The sequence below is a fragment of the Siminovitchia fortis genome, from assembly GCF_007681465.1.
GTDB classification, from domain to species: Bacteria; Bacillota; Bacilli; order Bacillales; family Bacillaceae_C; genus Siminovitchia; species Siminovitchia fortis.
Genome location: NZ_VEKZ01000022.1, coordinates 1 through 16,347 on the forward strand (window position 1 = coordinate 1; position 16,347 = coordinate 16,347).

General features: G+C 45.0%; 14 protein-coding genes. 7 read left to right on the forward strand and 7 right to left on the reverse strand.

Annotated elements, in window-relative coordinates; translation table 11 throughout:
• Nucleotides 1–285: 285 nt before the first annotated feature.
• The 7 genes from gyrA to dnaA all read right to left on the reverse strand — a co-directional run bounded on the left by gyrA (nucleotide 286) and on the right by dnaA (nucleotide 9,223).
• On the reverse strand, nucleotides 286–2,781 hold the full coding sequence (gene gyrA, locus FS666_RS09225; protein WP_144461606.1) for a DNA gyrase subunit A: 2,496 nt from the start codon (nucleotides 2,779–2,781) through the stop codon (nucleotides 286–288).
• An 81-nt stretch (nucleotides 2,782–2,862) separates the two neighbouring features.
• On the reverse strand, nucleotides 2,863–4,788 hold the full coding sequence (gene gyrB, locus FS666_RS09230) for a DNA topoisomerase (ATP-hydrolyzing) subunit B (RefSeq protein ID WP_144461611.1): 1,926 nt from the start codon (nucleotides 4,786–4,788) through the stop codon (nucleotides 2,863–2,865).
• Nucleotides 4,789–4,835: 47 nt separating this feature from the next.
• The gene (gene remB / locus FS666_RS09235; RefSeq protein ID WP_120073484.1) at nucleotides 4,836–5,084 is read right to left on the reverse strand and encodes an extracellular matrix regulator RemB; all 249 of its coding nucleotides are present in this window, start codon (nucleotides 5,082–5,084) and stop codon (nucleotides 4,836–4,838) included.
• Between the two features lie 11 nt (nucleotides 5,085–5,095).
• Complete coding sequence (gene recF, locus FS666_RS09240) at nucleotides 5,096–6,214, reverse strand: DNA replication/repair protein RecF (RefSeq protein WP_120073486.1); 1,119 nt, start codon at nucleotides 6,212–6,214, stop codon at nucleotides 5,096–5,098.
• Between the two features lie 14 nt (nucleotides 6,215–6,228).
• Nucleotides 6,229–6,444 (reverse strand): ribosome maturation protein RlbA, encoded by a 216-nt coding sequence (gene yaaA / locus FS666_RS09245; protein ID WP_120073489.1) that lies wholly within the window; start codon nucleotides 6,442–6,444, stop codon nucleotides 6,229–6,231.
• A 119-nt stretch (nucleotides 6,445–6,563) separates the two neighbouring features.
• Nucleotides 6,564–7,700, reverse strand: a complete 1,137-nt coding sequence (gene dnaN / locus FS666_RS09250; RefSeq protein WP_120073491.1) for a DNA polymerase III subunit beta — start codon at nucleotides 7,698–7,700, stop codon at nucleotides 6,564–6,566.
• 173 nt (nucleotides 7,701–7,873) lie between these two features.
• Nucleotides 7,874–9,223: a chromosomal replication initiator protein DnaA gene (gene dnaA, locus FS666_RS09255; protein WP_144461604.1), complete on the reverse strand. Its 1,350-nt coding sequence runs from the start codon at nucleotides 9,221–9,223 to the stop codon at nucleotides 7,874–7,876.
• Nucleotides 9,224–9,741: 518 nt separating this feature from the next.
• Between dnaA and rpmH the strand changes: the two genes are divergently transcribed.
• From rpmH to mnmG, 7 genes are all read left to right on the forward strand, one after another.
• Nucleotides 9,742–9,876 carry a 50S ribosomal protein L34 gene (rpmH, locus tag FS666_RS09260; RefSeq protein ID WP_120073498.1) on the forward strand — a complete coding sequence of 45 codons (135 nt, stop codon included), beginning with the start codon at nucleotides 9,742–9,744 and terminating at the stop codon, nucleotides 9,874–9,876.
• Between the two features lie 378 nt (nucleotides 9,877–10,254).
• Nucleotides 10,255–10,389 carry a hypothetical protein gene (locus tag FS666_RS20470; protein WP_260842233.1) on the forward strand — a complete coding sequence of 45 codons (135 nt, stop codon included), beginning with the start codon at nucleotides 10,255–10,257 and terminating at the stop codon, nucleotides 10,387–10,389.
• Nucleotides 10,386–10,772 (forward strand): ribonuclease P protein component, encoded by a 387-nt coding sequence (gene rnpA, locus FS666_RS09265; protein ID WP_144461601.1) that lies wholly within the window; start codon nucleotides 10,386–10,388, stop codon nucleotides 10,770–10,772. The genes FS666_RS20470 and rnpA overlap by 4 nt, the downstream gene beginning before the upstream one ends.
• 79 nt (nucleotides 10,773–10,851) lie before the next feature.
• A complete protein-coding gene (spoIIIJ, locus tag FS666_RS09270) occupies nucleotides 10,852–11,640 on the forward strand; it encodes a YidC family membrane integrase SpoIIIJ (protein ID WP_120073505.1) in 789 nt (262 codons plus the stop codon).
• The gene (jag, locus tag FS666_RS09275) at nucleotides 11,637–12,257 is read left to right on the forward strand and encodes an RNA-binding cell elongation regulator Jag/EloR (RefSeq protein ID WP_144461598.1); all 621 of its coding nucleotides are present in this window, start codon (nucleotides 11,637–11,639) and stop codon (nucleotides 12,255–12,257) included. The genes spoIIIJ and jag overlap by 4 nt, the downstream gene beginning before the upstream one ends.
• Nucleotides 12,258–13,034: 777 nt before the next feature.
• Nucleotides 13,035–14,420 carry a tRNA uridine-5-carboxymethylaminomethyl(34) synthesis GTPase MnmE gene (gene mnmE, locus FS666_RS09280; RefSeq protein WP_144461595.1) on the forward strand — a complete coding sequence of 462 codons (1,386 nt, stop codon included), beginning with the start codon at nucleotides 13,035–13,037 and terminating at the stop codon, nucleotides 14,418–14,420.
• A gap of 19 nt (nucleotides 14,421–14,439) precedes the next feature.
• Nucleotides 14,440–16,335: a tRNA uridine-5-carboxymethylaminomethyl(34) synthesis enzyme MnmG gene (gene mnmG, locus FS666_RS09285; protein ID WP_144461592.1), complete on the forward strand. Its 1,896-nt coding sequence runs from the start codon at nucleotides 14,440–14,442 to the stop codon at nucleotides 16,333–16,335.
• Nucleotides 16,336–16,347 lie beyond the last annotated feature (12 nt).

Consider the following 16,347-nt stretch of genomic DNA (forward strand, 5'->3'; position numbering starts at 1 on the left):
AATGGTTCAAAACCATTGTTACATCAAAATTATTGACGTTTCGTTTCGTTCAGTTTTCAAAGATCAAACTTGCTTTTGCTTTCAGTCGCTCTCTTGGGCGACTTTTATATCATATCAAACTATCTTTTAGGTGTCAACTGTTTTTTTGAAAAACTTTTTTCGGTTACACCCTGTTTGGACAGCGATTAATAATATATCACCTTTTACTTGCTCTGGCAATGCTTTTTTGAAACTTTTTTTCTCAATCAAAAAATAAGAAGCGCCGGTACTCCCGACGCTCCAAATTTAAGATTCATATAACTCTTCGCCTGTGATTTCTTCGTCACTTGGGGTAGTTGAAATTTCTTCGAGCCCTTCCGTTTTTTCCACTTTCGCCACGGTAGCGACGGATTCCTCATCATCCAGCCTGATCAATATGACCCCCTGAGTATTTCTCCCAAGTATCGAAATATCTTCAACAGACATTCTGATCAGGACACCGCCTGCTGTGATAAGCATGAGGTCCTCATCGCCTTTTACCGTTTCAAGGGCAACGACTGTTCCGGTCTTTTCCGTAATATTGCACGTAATGATTCCTTTTCCGCCGCGCGATTGAATCCGGTAATCCGCTGCAGGCGTCCGCTTTCCGTAACCATTTTTAGTTACGACGAGGACAGCATGATCTTCTTCAAGAATCTCCATTCCAATGACTTCATCATCTTTGGACAAGTTGATGCCCCGCACGCCCGTTGCCGTTCTTCCCATTGACCGCACGTCAGTTTCGTGGAAACGGATAAGAAGGCCGTCTTTTGTTCCTATGACGATATTTTTGCTGTTGTCCGTCAATTTAACAGAGATCAATTCGTCATGCTCTCTAAGATTAAGGGCGATTAACCCGTTTGTTCTAATATTGGCAAAGGCGGATACAGGCGTCCGCTTCACAATGCCATGCTTTGTTGCAAAGAACAAATACCAATCTTCAAGGAACTCTTCGACACAGATGATCGTGTTGATCCATTCGCCTTTTTCGATGCCAAGCAGGTTAATGATCGGCAGCCCTTTGGCTGTTCTGCTGAATTCAGGAATTTCATACCCTTTCGCCCGATACACCTTCCCTTTGTTTGTAAAAAACAAAATCGTATCGTGGGTCGATGTTGTGATCAGATGCTCGACAAAATCATCTTCATTCGTGCCCATTCCCTGCACGCCGCGGCCGCCGCGCCGCTGGCTCCTATATGTTGAAATCGGAAGCCGTTTAATATAACCATTATGGGTGAGCGTCACAACGATATTCTCTCTTGGAATGAGATCCTCGTCTTCCAATTCGCCGAGTCCGCCGGCGACAATTTCAGTTCGGCGGCCATCATCAAAGCGCTCTTTGATTTCAAGCAGCTCTTCCCTGATGATTTCAAGAATTTTTTCCTCGTCAGCCAAAATCGCCTTTAGTTCAGCAATTAGCTTCATAAGGTTTTGATATTCTTCTTCTATCTTTTCTCTTTCCAGTCCGGTTAAGCGCTGGAGCCTCATATCAAGGATGGCTTGCGCCTGCTTTTCGCTCAGGCTGAATTGCTCCATCAAGCCCGCCCGCGCGATATCTGTAGTCTTTGATCCCCTGATCAGGCTGATGATCTCATCAATATGATCCAAAGCGATCCGGAGGCCTTCAAGAATATGGGCACGCGCTTCCGCCCTGCGCAGTTCAAATTCGGTTCGCCTTCTGATAATGACCTTTTGATGCTCCAAATAATAGTAAAGGCATTGTTTAAGATTTAAAACCTTCGGCTGGCCATCTACCAATGCAAGCATGTTAATGCCGAAACTTGTTTGCAGGGCTGTCATTTTATACAGGTTGTTTAAAATGACATTGGCATTTGCATCTCTTCGGACTTCCATGACAATCCGCATGCCGGTACGGTCCGACTCATCCCGAAGTTCTGTAATTCCGTCGATTTTTTTCTCACGGACAAGCTCGGCGATCCGCTCGATGAGCCTTGCCTTATTGACCTGGTAAGGAAGCTCATTGACAATGATTGTCTCCCTGCCGTTCGCTTTTGTTTCAATTTCGGCTTTGCCACGCATCATGATGGATCCGCGGCCGGTTTCATAGGCCCGTCTGATCCCGCTTCTGCCGACAATCAAGCCGGCGGTCGGAAAATCAGGCCCTTGAACATGCTCCATCAATTCCTGGATGGTAATATCAGGATCCTTGCTCAATGAAATGATGGCATCAATCACTTCGCCAAGCTGATGGGGAGGAATGTTTGTTGCCATTCCGACAGCGATTCCCGATGAACCGTTGACAAGCAGATTCGGAAAACGAGAAGGCAAAACTATCGGTTCTTTTTCCGAACCATCGTAATTGGGTTTATAATCAATCGTGTCCTTATTCAAGTCTCTAACAAGTTCCATTGAAATCTTTGACATTCTCGCTTCCGTATACCGCATGGCGGCTGCCGAGTCACCGTCAATCGAACCGAAATTCCCGTGACCGTCCACAAGCAAATACCGGTAGCTGAAATCCTGGGCCATCCGCACCATTGTTTCATATACAGGAGAGTCTCCGTGCGGATGATACTTCCCGATTACCTCACCGACAATCCTTGCCGATTTCTTATACGCTTTGTCACTCGTCATTCCAAGGTCATTCATGGCATATATAATTCGGCGGTGAACCGGCTTCAGGCCGTCCCGGACATCGGGAAGGGCACGAGAAACAATAACACTCATCGCATAGTCTAAGAACGACGAACGCATCTCCTGGCTTAAATTTATTTCTTTAACGTTATCAGGCATATCTGTCATAAACTCACAACCTTCCTTCTTTAAAAAAAGCGAGTGAAGCAGCAAATTTTATTTCTGCATCACTTGCTTTCAACCGACCGGTTATATATCCAGATTTTTGACATTCAAGGCATTTTCTTCAATGAACAGGCGCCGCGGCTCCACTTTTTCACCCATCAGCATGTCAAACGTTTCATCCGCGTCAATGGCGTCCTCAAGGCCCACTTGTAAAAGTGTCCTTGATTCGGGATTCATTGTTGTTTCCCATAACTGCTCCGGATTCATCTCTCCCAAGCCCTTATAACGCTGCACACCCGGTGCCGGCTGTTTCGGCAGTTCCGCCAGGGCGGCCTCCAATTCATCTTCGGAATAGGTGTAGATATCTTTTTTGCCTTGGCTGATTTTAAACAGAGGCGGCTGTGCAATGTAGATAAAACCCGCTTCAACAAGCGGCCGCATGTAGCGGTAGAACAGCGTCAGCAGCAAAGTCCGGATATGGGCGCCGTCCACGTCTGCATCCGTCATAATGATGACTTTATGATATCTCGCTTTAGAGATGTCAAACTCTTCACCGATCCCGGTGCCAAGTGCCGTGATGATTGCCCGAACCTCGGCATTGGAGAAAATCCGGTCCAACCTTGCCTTTTCAACGTTGATGATTTTACCCTTCAACGGCAAGATCGCTTGGAAATGCCGATCGCGTCCCTGCTTGGCTGAACCGCCGGCGGAATCCCCCTCAACGATATATAATTCGCTGATCGATGCATCCCTAGAGGAACAGTCTGCCAATTTGCCGGGAAGATGGGAAACTTCCAGGGCGTTTTTACGGCGCGTCAATTCCCGCGCTTTCCTGGCCGCTAAGCGCGCTCTGGCCGCCATGGAGCCTTTTTCAACAATTTTCCTGGCCAAAGACGGGTTTTCCAGTAAAAATTTCTCAAAGTGTTCAGAGAACAGCGCATCGGTTATGGTGCGTGCTTCAGAGTTCCCGAGTTTCGTTTTCGTCTGTCCTTCAAACTGGGGGTCCGGATGTTTGATGGAAATGATGGCTGTCAATCCTTCCCGGACATCTTCCCCGGAGAGATTGCTGTCATTTTCTTTAAAAATTTGATTTTTACGCGCATAGTCGTTGATGACTCTTGTCAACGCAGCCTTAAACCCGGATTCATGCGTTCCGCCCTCATACGTATGGATATTGTTCGCAAAAGAGTAAATATTGCTCGCATATCCATCGTTATATTGCATCGCGATTTCAATCGATATGTCTTCACGCTCTCCCTCAATGTAGATGGGCTCTTCATGAAGCACTTCTTTGGACCTGTTCAAATGTTCAACATAAGAAATGAGTCCGCCTTCGTAATGGTACTCCTTCCTGACCGGCTCTTCCCCGCGCTTATCTTCAATGACCAATTTCAGCCCTTTGTTTAAAAAAGCCAGCTCCCGGGTACGGGAAGAAAGAACTTCAAAATCATATACCACTGTTTCCGTAAATATTTCAGGATCAGGCTTGAAATGAATCGTTGTTCCTGTTCGATCAGTGTCCCCGATGACTTTCAAATCAAAAAGAGGGACCCCGCGTTCATATTTTTGGTAATGGATTTTTCCATTCAAATGGACATATACTTCCAGTTCGCTGGACAGCGCGTTAACGACGGAGGCACCAACACCATGTAGGCCGCCGGATACTTTATAACCGCCGCCGCCAAACTTACCGCCCGCATGAAGTACCGTCAGGATGACTTCCACAGCGGGGCGGCCCATTTTTTCCTGGATGCCGACAGGGATTCCGCGTCCATTGTCCTCGACTGTGATACTGTTATCAGCTTCGATGGTAAGCACTATTTCATCACAATAGCCCGCCATGGCTTCATCGATACTGTTATCGACAATTTCCCACACGAGATGGTGAAGCCCTTTGGCACTCGTGGAGCCGATATACATTCCAGGACGCTTGCGGACTGCTTCGAGTCCTTCCAGCACCTGGATTTGATGTTCATCATACGTTTGTTCCTGCAATGCTCTATGTTCCATTGACATTGAGGATTCACCTGCACTTTCCATCTATTTCATCATGAACCTTAACCGTTTATCGGTACGCCGTTCAGCGCTTTTTTCTTTAAAGTGGCAATCGCAATGGGTGAGAGATACATACGGGTGGGAGTAATGACTAGAGATTTAAAGATGCCGTTTGAAATATTCACCGATTCGGACTTTCTTCTTTGGAGCATCTCCTGCATTCCTTCAGAATCCAGGATCGTCTGCTTATCTAAAATAGCAATGATTTCACTGGAGCGAATCATCACATCATCTCCCACATGGACATACACTGGTGTTCACCTCACTGCATTTTTGTAATAGTTCCGTTTTGCACAAAAAAACTGTCCGCTTCTTTGATTGTCTGATGGTCAATTCCGCTTGTCGTCGTTGTTGTGACAAACGTCTGGACTTTCCCCTGGATCGTGTTAAGCAAATGTGATTGGCGGTAGTCGTCCAGTTCTGAAAGTACATCATCCAATAGAAGAATCGGATATTCTCCAATTTCCGAATGAATCAATTCTATTTCGGCCAGCTTCACGGAAAGGGCGGTTGTCCGCTGTTGGCCCTGTGAACCAAATGTGTGAACATCGCGCCCGTTCACAAAAAAATTCACGTCGTCCCGATGAGGGCCGATAAGGCTGATTCCCCGTTCAATTTCCCTTTCCCTGATTGACGAAAGTTTTTCTTCAAATACGGTAATCATTTTGGACGAATCGAAAGTTTCTGATACGTCCAGAGAGGGTTTATATTGAATGCCCAGCGTTTCCAGACTTCGGGAAATGCCAGCATGAATTGGTTTGGCCCATCCTTGCAGCAGATGGATGAATTCAAATCTTTTTTGAATGATTTTGATGGCTGCACTGATAAATTGCTCATCCAAAATATCCAAAAACGTCCGGTCTGTCTGCCGTTTTGTCTGCAGCTGTTTCAAATAATGATTCCGCTGCTGCAGGATTTTTTGAAACTGTCCGATATCATAGAGATAAACCGGAGATACCTGGCCGATCTCCATATCAATAAAACGACGCCTTGTTTGGGGACTCCCTTTGACAAGACGGAGATCTTCAGGCGCAAACATGACGACATTCATATTTCCAACATAATGGCTTAATTTTCGCTGTTCTATATGATTAAATTTTGCCTTTTTCCCTTTTTTGGAAATAATTAACTGCAAAGGGACAGATCCGTTTGTCTTTTGGACCCTACCATCTATTTTAGCATAATCCTCATCCCAGCGTATCAATTCTTTATCATTGGACGTTCTGTGGGATTTCGCCATTCCCAGCACGTAGATCGCTTCCATGACATTTGTTTTGCCCTGGGCATTTTCTCCGACAAAGACATTTACTTTATTTTCAAAAGACAGTGAGAGGTGTTCATAATTCCGGTAATTTTCCAGTTCCAGTTCTACAATATACATCGGGTCAACAACCTCTAGCGGACAACAAGGAAACTTCCAACTCCTGTGATTTCAAGCAGATCGCCCTCTGCAAGCTTCCTTCCTCTTCTCTGCTCCTGCTCTCCATTCACGAGGACTGTATGCTCGCTTAAAAACCACTTGGCCATCCCTCCGGATTGAATCAGATCAGCAAGCTTCAGAAACTGTCCCAACGTAATGGTATCCGTTTCAATTTTGATTTTCGTTTCCACGTTCTCACTCTTTTCATATAAAGTAATCTGCTATCTTTATTTTACTAAAGATTTGCCTGTATGACAAAGTTTAGAAGGATTCACAATAGGAAAAAACCTGCCGAAAGCGGCAGGTTTTTTCAGGCAGTTCTTACAGGCAGAATCAGCTGCAGTACTGACGGATCTTCTTCCGAACGGATGATAAACGGCCTCATCGCACCTGTAAAACTGATCGTAATCTCTGTTCCATCCACCGCCCTTAGGGCTTCCATCATGTATTTTGCACTGAACGAAATCATCAGTTCTTCGCCTTCAAGGGATTCAATTGGAATCTCCTCTGAAACGTGGCCGATTTCAGGGGTGTTGGATGAAATCTCCAAAACATTTCTCCCTTGGGAAGTGAGTTTAACAACATTGTTTCTTTCTTCCCTTGCTAACAAAGAGGCACGGTCAATCGCATCGTTGAACAATTTTCCATCAAGGGTGATATTCGTTTTGTAATCGGTCGGAATCAGGCGGGAAGTATCAGGGTAATTTCCTTCCAGCCTCCTTGTGAAGAAATGGATGTTCTTCGTTTTAAAAAGTATTTGGTTTTCAGTAATAACAATATTCACGGGACGGTCGCTGTCATCCAATATTTTACTTAGCTCTATAAGGCTTTTTCCCGGAATGACCGTTTGATAGCTGACATCCCCAGGAACATCTATTGGCGAAGACTTTCTTGAAAGCCTATGACTGTCCGTTGCTACGCAAGTGAGATTCCCATTTTCTATTTGCCAGTTGACACCTGTCAAGATGGGGCGTATTTCTGAGGTGGACACCGCAAAAACGGTCTGCCTGATCATCGTTTTCAAAAGGTCACCAGGCATGGAAAATACATCCTCTTCCGATATTTGAGGAAGAAGCGGATATTCCGAAGGGTCGAACCCGTTCAAATTGAATTCCGCTTTTCCTGATTTAATCAGTATATGCTGGGAATCCTCCGCAACTATTTCCACTGTATCCATTGGGAGTTTCCTCACAATATCCCCGAAAAATCTTGCATTAAGGACGATGCTTCCCGTTTGTTTCATTTCGATTAGTTGATCGCCGTCTTCTTCAACAGGTATGAACGATTCGATTGATATATCGGAGTCACTTCCTGTAAATGTGATTCCGTTATTGTCGGCAACAATTTTTATTCCAGTCAAAATGGGTATTGTCGTTCTTGAAGAAACAGCCCTCATGACATGTTGAACACTATTGGTCAGCCGATTTCGCTGAATGGTAAATTGCATGATTCCTTCCCTCATTTCAGCCTTAATTTATTTATCTTTTTTAAAAAAAATCGTAGTAATAGTAGTAGGGGCTGTGGATATGTTGATAAGTATGTGAATGAGTCAAAATTTCGGGTTATTCACATGTGGGCAACATGTGAAGCAAAGAGACACACTTATACACACCGTCCCCATCACGGATTTTTTAATGAATCGCGGATGCCGTTCACGATGTTTTGGAATTCTGTATCGGATTCCATCATTTTTGATATTTTTTCATAGGCGTGAATGACTGTTGTATGGTCCCGCCCTCCAAATTCTTCCCCGATTTTTGGCAGGGAGAGATCTGTCAGTTCCCTGGAAAGGAACATGGCAATCTGCCTCGGAAAAGCGATTGATTTCGTTCTTTTTTTTGCTTTGAAGTCCTCCAGCCTGACATTAAATTCTGCACCGACTGTTTTTTGAATATCCAAAACGGTAATGGCCTTCGGCTTGGAACTGGGAATGATATCTTTTAATGCTTCGGCTGCCAGATCAGCGTTAATATCCTTATTGATCAGCGATGAATAGGCGACAACCCGGATCAGTGCCCCTTCGAGCTCCCTGATATTCGTATCGATCTGATTCGCTATGTACAGCATGGCTTCATTCGGGATGTCCAGGCCGTCCGCTTTTGCCTTTTTCCGTAAGATGGCGATTCTGGTCTCCAAATCAGGCGGGGTGATATCTGTAATCAATCCCCATTCAAACCGTGATCTCAGCCTGTCCTCCAAAGTCGGTATCTCTTTTGGAGGCCTGTCGCTTGAAATGATGATTTGCTTGCTTTCTTCATGAAGGGTGTTGAATGTATGGAAAAATTCTTCCTGTGTTTGTTCTTTTCCGGCTATAAATTGAATATCGTCTATTAAAAGCACATCCACATTTCGATATTTATCTCTGAAATCAACTGCTTTATTATCCCGGATCGAGTTAATAAACTCGTTTGTAAATTTTTCGGAAGATAAATAAACCACTTTTGCCGACGGATTGTGTTCGAGTACATAATGCCCGATCGCATGAAGCAGATGGGTTTTTCCCAGACCGACGCCTCCGTATATGAAAAGCGGATTATAAGCGTTTGCGGGCGCTTCGGCGACCGCAAGCGATGCAGCATGGGCAAAGCGATTGCCTGCACCGATGACAAATGTGTCAAATGTATATTTTGGGTTGAGCATGTTCTGATATGTTTCTTCCCTTTTTATTTTCTGGATGGCGCTTGTGCTGGGTGCCGGTTCCTTTTTCAACTCTTCTTCCGCATCAGGAGGAATAATGAATTTTATATTTAAGTTTTCTCCGATCAGTTCATATAAAATTTTGGAGATTAAATCTGTATAGCGGCCTTCAAGCCAGTCTCTGGCAAATTCGTTGGGAACAGCGATTGTCATTATATCGCCTTGAAGCTCATATGCTTCAGTAGATTTCAACCATGTATCAAAACTGGGCTTACTAATCTTCTTTTCTATTTTTTCAAGCACTTTCTCCCAAAGATCAGACAGGTTTTCCAATACTTTACCTCCTTTGCTTCACATTCATATGGGACATTGGATTTCCTTTTGAGGGTCTGGTAAATGTGGAAAAGTATATATATAGTAGAAAGGGTCCTTTTCGACAATATCCACTAAATGTGGACAATAGTATCCATAGCGGGTGAATAAACAATCCACATGTTATTCACAATATGTGGATAAACCAATGAATAAGAAATGCTTTCCACAGTAAAAACAATTTTATCATACCAAATAAAACATAGGACTGCAATGAACGGAGGGCATTATCCACATTATTAAATATTGCCATAAAATAAATTATCAACAGCTGCAGAATATGTGAAAAACTTGTCGATAATTGCTGTGAATATAAAAAAATGATTTCACAAATAATCCACAGGGAAAAATGAATCGGGTTCAGCAAGAGAATCGGCCAAAAAATAAAAATGAGAGGTTGACAATCAATGAATCGCATCTTTATAATTAGAAAGACTGTCTAACCTGTGATTGTTCAAATCCTCGAGGAGGTGTCATAAATGAAAAGAACATTCCAACCAAATAGAAGAAAAAGAAGCAAAGTTCATGGCTTCCGTGCAAGAATGAGCTCAAAAACCGGCCGTAGAGTTTTGGCAGCTCGCCGTCGTAAAGGAAGAAAAGTATTGTCAGCGTAGACCACTGAAACGTCTCAGTGGTCTTTTTTCTAATTAGAAAAGCACTGAATAACTGTCTAGCTCCAGCGCCTATCGACTAGCAGACTTCGCGCCTAATGTGCTCCTGCGGCGTAGCGTATTCGAGGATGTTAATCTCACCTCGTCGCAAAGCTGCACGAAGCTTACTCAAAGATGCTTCTCACGAGGTAATCAGAGTAAGCTGCTTTCCTACGATAAGTCAACATCGGCTCGCCTGCGGCTTCGCCGTGTTTCCTTTATCTCGTCAGAGGCACTCCAGTGTCTAGCTTCAGACGGCAGGGGCTCGAGGTCGCTTCGGTCAATCCAATGAAGTCAAAGAACGACTTCACTGGACTGCCCTCCGACGGACAGGATGTCCTAGTGCCACCGATGCCACAGGATGTGGCGTTTGTCGGCGGCCAGCGCTTGTCGCCCCTAAACGGCCGTCTTCCGCATTTCAGTCTGTACGTCGATGGACAGGCGCTTGCGCTTTTCTATGTTGAGGTGGATATATGAAAAAGGAATTTAGGATCAAGGAAAATGCAGAGTTTCAAATAGTTTTTAAAAAAGGGAAATCGGTGGCGAACAGGCAGTTTATCATATATATGCTGGAAAAAGAGGGACAGGCCCATTTCAGGATCGGTCTGTCTGTAAGCAAAAAGATTGGAAATGCGGTAACGAGAAATAGGGTCAAGCGCTATATCCGCCAAGTATTCCATGAGCTTGAGGAGCAAGTGAGCCACAATAAGGATTTTGTTATTATCGCCAGGAAACCGGCGGCCGAAATGGATTATCATTCAGTGAAAAAAAGCCTGGAACATGTCCTCCGGCTTGGAAAAAGTCTGAAAAAGACAAAGCATGCGAAAAATAAACATGATTTTAATCAACAGCGACTATGAAAAGTGTTAAAATAACCGTTAGACCATATCTAATTGCCCATACAGGGGTTATTTTCATACACAGGGAGGATATGAAGTTTTGAAAAAAAGAATATTACTCATGGCAGCTGTGCTTGCGCTTGTCGTAATTGCAGCCGGTTGTTCTACGTACAATAACCCTGTGCCGATTACATCTGAAAGCACTGGATTTTGGAGCAAGTATATTGTATATCCTTTATCATGGCTGATTACAACAATTGCCGAATTTTTTGGCAATAGCTATGGTTTGGGGATTGTTATCGCTACGTTATTGATTCGTCTTGCCATCCTGCCGCTCATGATTAAACAAACAAAGAATTCAAAGGCGATGCAGGTACTCCAGCCGGAAATGCAAAAATTAAGAGAGAAGTACAGCTCTAAAGACGCTCAAACCCAGCAAAAATTGCAGCAAGAAATGATGCAGCTTTTTCAAAAACACGGCGTTAACCCCTTGGCAGGATGTTTTCCATTATTAATTCAAATGCCGATCATCATCGGGTTTTACCAGGCAATTATCAGAACAGAAGCAATTGCTACCCATAGATTTCTTTGGTTTGATTTGGGTGCACCGGATCCTTTCTATATATTACCGGTCGTTGCGGGGATTACGACTTTTCTGCAGCAAAAGCTGATGATGGCAGGTACTGAAGGCGCCAATCCGCAAATGCAGATGATGCTTTATATCATGCCGGTCATGATTATGGTTTTTGCAATCAACTTTCCAGCAGCGCTTTCTTTATACTGGGTAGTCGGTAATATTTTCATGATCGTTCAGACGTATTTTATTAAGCCGCCGGTCGTTGAAGGGACAGCGGCCAACGATGGAAAGGTGAGGGGAGCTAAAAAGTGAGACAAGTCACTGCAACCGGATCAACCGTGGAAGAAGCAGTACAATCGGCTTTGGCTCAACTAGAGACTACAGAAGATCAAGTAGAAATCAAAATTGTTGACGAAGGAAAAAAAGGACTATTCGGGCTGTTTGGGTCGCGCCCGGTTGTCGTTGAAGTGACGGCAAAGCCGGGCGCTGTCGAATCAGCGGAACAGTTTTTACAAAACATCGTGAAAAATATGGGAATTGAAGCGGAGATCGACATTGTCGAAAAAGACGGGCGAAATGTCATGTTCAATATTTCAGGAGAAAAAATGGGGCTGCTGATCGGAAAGCGGGGGCAGACCCTCAATGCCCTACAATATTTGACGCAGCTTGTAGCCAACCGCCATTCATCCCATTACATAAGAGTGATACTGAATCCGGAAGATTATCGGGACAGGCGGAAAGAAACGCTCATACGTCTTGCCGAAAGGCTTGCATCCAAAGCAACTCAGCTGGGAGAGCCCGTTTCATTGGAGCCCATGCCCAATTACGAACGAAAAATCATACATACAGTGCTTGCTGAAAACGAAGATGTCGAAACGATTTCCAGAGGGGAAGAGCCGAATCGATATGTCGTCATCCAGCCGAAATGACATCTCCCATATGCGGGAGGTGTTTTTTTGTTGTTAGGAAATTATAAAATGCTCAGGTTGTAAGTAACTTATTTGTCACTTAGTGCTGCGTCCGGCTCCAGCGCCTATCGACTAGCAGACTTCACGCTTCTTCCTACGATAAGTCAACATCGCTCCGCTCCGCTGCGCGTGTTTCCTTTATCTCGTCAGAAGCGCTCCAGTCTGTACGTCGATAAACAGGCGCTTACGCATTTGTTCTGTTTGAGGGAACCCAATAAGTCCGGGCAAGCTTGGGAATGATGAAAGTTTAGAAGGGTGCCGTCCAGCAGAAAGAGGAGATCAATATAGGATATACGGAGATTATGACTGTCAGAGTGGCTGAACGCTGCTCTTAGTAAGGAATTGGAGGCAATTGGGCCTGAAAGAAAATAAGGCCCCCATCAATATGATGCTATTTTTTTGCTAAAACGTAACCGTGCTGCATTGTTATTCACATGTGGATAAGCTAAAATAAAGAGTACGGCTTTTTGGCTTGTGGATAAAACCTGATGTTTTGGACGAAAATTTTATTGTGGATTAAAGAAAAGCGCAAGCGCCCGTTTAGCGACGTACAAACTGGAGTACTCCGCAATGAGATAAAGGAAACACGGCGACGAAGGAGCCGATGTTGACTTATCGTAGTGGAGGAGTGCGAAGTTTGCTAGTCGCTGGGCGCTGGAGCTGGACAAAGCACAATAATTTTATACGAATATCTTTAAAAAAATTTGTACTTATTTTTTAAAAAAAGTGGTGAGCAAGATGGATTTTGATACGATAGCAGCCATTTCCACGCCGCTCGGCGAAGGCGGAATCGCCATCGTCCGGATCAGCGGGGAAGAAGCGGTTGATATAGCGGAAAAAATCTTTCGAAGCGCAAGCGGAAAGAGCTTGAAAGAAGCTGCCTCCCATACGATTCATTATGGCCGGCTCATCCAGCCGAAAACAGAGGAAACGATAGAGGAAGTAATGGTAAGCGTCATGAGGGCACCGCGGACTTATACGAAAGAGGATGTAGTGGAAATCAACTGCCACGGCGGGATGGTGTCCGTCAACCGCGTACTTCAATTAGTTTTAAACAATGGGGCCAGTCTTGCTGAACCTGGGGAATTCACCAAAAGGGCATTTCTTAATGGAAGAATCGATTTATCCCAGGCAGAAGCTGTCATGGATCTGATCCGGGCGAAAACGGATAAGGCGATGAATGTTGCACTTGATCAAATGGAAGGACGCCTTTCCAAATTGATTACTGCATTGCGCCAGGAAATTCTCGAAACCCTGGCACATGTGGAAGTGAACATTGATTATCCTGAATATGATGATGTGGAAGAAATGACGCACCGCATGCTGACGGAAAAAGCGGATCATATTCAAAAAGAGATAAACAAATTACTAAAAACGGCTGAACAAGGTAAAATATTGCGTGAAGGGCTCTCGACGGTCATTATCGGCCGCCCGAATGTCGGAAAGTCATCATTGCTGAACAGCCTCGTTCAGGAAAATAAAGCCATTGTTACGGATGTTCCCGGAACAACAAGGGATGTCATTGAAGAATATGTGAATGTTCGCGGAGTACCTTTGCGCCTGGTGGATACAGCGGGTATTAGGGAAACGGAAGATATAGTGGAAAGAATCGGTGTCGAGCGGTCAAGGAAGGTCCTCAAGGAAGCGGATCTTATTTTGCTTGTGTTGAATTCGGCAGAGCCGTTCACTCCGGAGGATAAGCAGCTGTTTGCAGCCGTTGAGGGCATGGATGTCATTGTCATCGTCAATAAGACGGACCTACCGCGGAAAATAGATATGGATCAGGTAAAACAAGCTGCCGGAAAGCATAAGATCATTACCACTTCATTGCTTCAGGAAGAAGGGATTGACGATCTGGAGCAGGGAATAGCCGATATGTTTTTCCATGGGGAATTGGAAGCCGGCGATATCACGTATGTTTCAAACAGCCGCCATATCGCCCTTTTGCATCAAGCGCTTCAGGCGATCGAAGATGTGCAGGCAGGCATTGCGGCGGGCACTCCGATTGACATTGTCCAAATCGATATGACGAGAACGTGGGAACTGCTTGGTGAAATCATTGGTGACACGGTACAGGATAGTTTGATCGATCAGCTATTCTCGCAATTTTGCTTAGGGAAATAATTTAAAGGAGGTAAGACGCATGCAGCAATATGAAGCAGGCCAGTATGACATCATTGTAGTTGGAGCGGGTCATGCCGGATGCGAAGCGGGCCTGGCGGCCGCCAGAATGGGTGCGAAAACTTTGATGATCACCATCAACCTGGACATGGTCGCTTTCATGCCATGCAACCCGTCCATCGGCGGACCGGCTAAAGGTGTTGTCGTCAGGGAGATTGATGCGCTGGGCGGCGAGATGGGAAAGAACATCGATAAAACTGCCATTCAAATCAGAATGCTGAATACCGGAAAAGGACCGGCAGTCCAAGCTTTGCGCGCACAGGCCGACAAGTTCCAGTACCAGCATGAAATGAAAAATACACTTGAAAATGAACCGAATCTGACATTGCATCAGGGAATGGTCGACAAGCTGCTTGTAGAAGACGGAGTATGCCATGGCGTTGTCACGATGACAGGCGCCGTTTACCGTTCAAAAGCTGTTGTCATCACAACAGGAACGTTCCTTCGTGGTGAAATTATTTTGGGTGAACTGAAATATTCGAGCGGCCCGAACAATCAGCAGCCATCCATCAAGCTTTCGGAACATCTGCAGGAGCTTGGATTTGACATGGAACGTTTCAAAACAGGGACACCGCCTAGAATTAACAGCCAGACAATTGACTACAGCCTGACGGAAATCCAGCCCGGCGACGAAGAGCCAAGGGCATTCAGCTATGAAACAACGAAAATGATCACAGACCAGCTGCCATGCTGGCTGACGTATACGAATGAACGTACACACAGGCTGATCGATGAAAATCTGCACCGTTCCCCGATGTTTTCAGGAATGATTAAAGGAACCGGCGCCCGCTACTGTCCTTCCATTGAAGATAAGGTCGTCCGTTTCAATGATAAACCGCGCCATCAGATTTTTCTTGAGCCGGAAGGACGGCATACGAACGAAGTATATGTTCAGGGACTGTCAACCAGCTTGCCGGAAGAAGTCCAGCATGAACTGCTCAAAACAATCCCTGCACTTGAAAATGCCCGCATGATGAGACCGGGATATGCCATTGAGTATGATGCCATCGTACCTACCCAGCTGTGGCCGACACTGGAAACAAAAAAGATCAAAAATCTTTACACTGCCGGACAGATCAACGGAACGTCCGGTTACGAGGAAGCGGCCGCCCAAGGTTTGATGGCGGGAATTAACGCGGCGAGAAATATTTTTGGAAAAGAGGAAGTCATCCTAAGCCGTTCCGATGCATATATCGGTGTCCTGATTGATGACCTTGTCACAAAGGGAACGAACGAGCCGTATCGCCTGCTGACTTCACGTGCAGAATACCGGCTTTTGCTTCGCCAGGACAACTGTGATCTCCGTTTGACGGATCTCGGTTATGAAATCGGATTAATTTCCCAGGAAAGATATGAGAAATTCACGAAGAAAAAAGCGGATATAGAAGCAGAAATCAAACGCCTGCAAAAGACAATTTTAAAACCGAATGAGCAAACACAGGCACTCATCCGCGAAGCAGGCGGAAGCGAATTGAAGGACGGGATCCGTGCATCCGATCTATTGAAGCGCCCGGAAATGAAATACTCCCATATTGTCCAGTTGATACCCCCGGAAAAAGAACTGTCTGAAGATGTGATCGACCAGGTGGAAATTCAGATCAAATATGAGGGGTATATCGAAAAATCACTGCAGCAGGTGGAAAAGCTGAAAAAGCTTGAGAATAAGAAAATCCCTGAAGATATTGATTATGATGCCATCCATGGCATTGCGACAGAAGCACGCCAGAAGCTGAACAAAGTGCGCCCGCTGTCCATCGCCCAGGCATCCCGCATTTCAGGAGTTAATCCGGCGGATATTTCCATCCTGTTGGTATATATTGAACATGGAAAAATTGCCAGAGTATCGGGAGATAACTGATTTAGTTAGTTC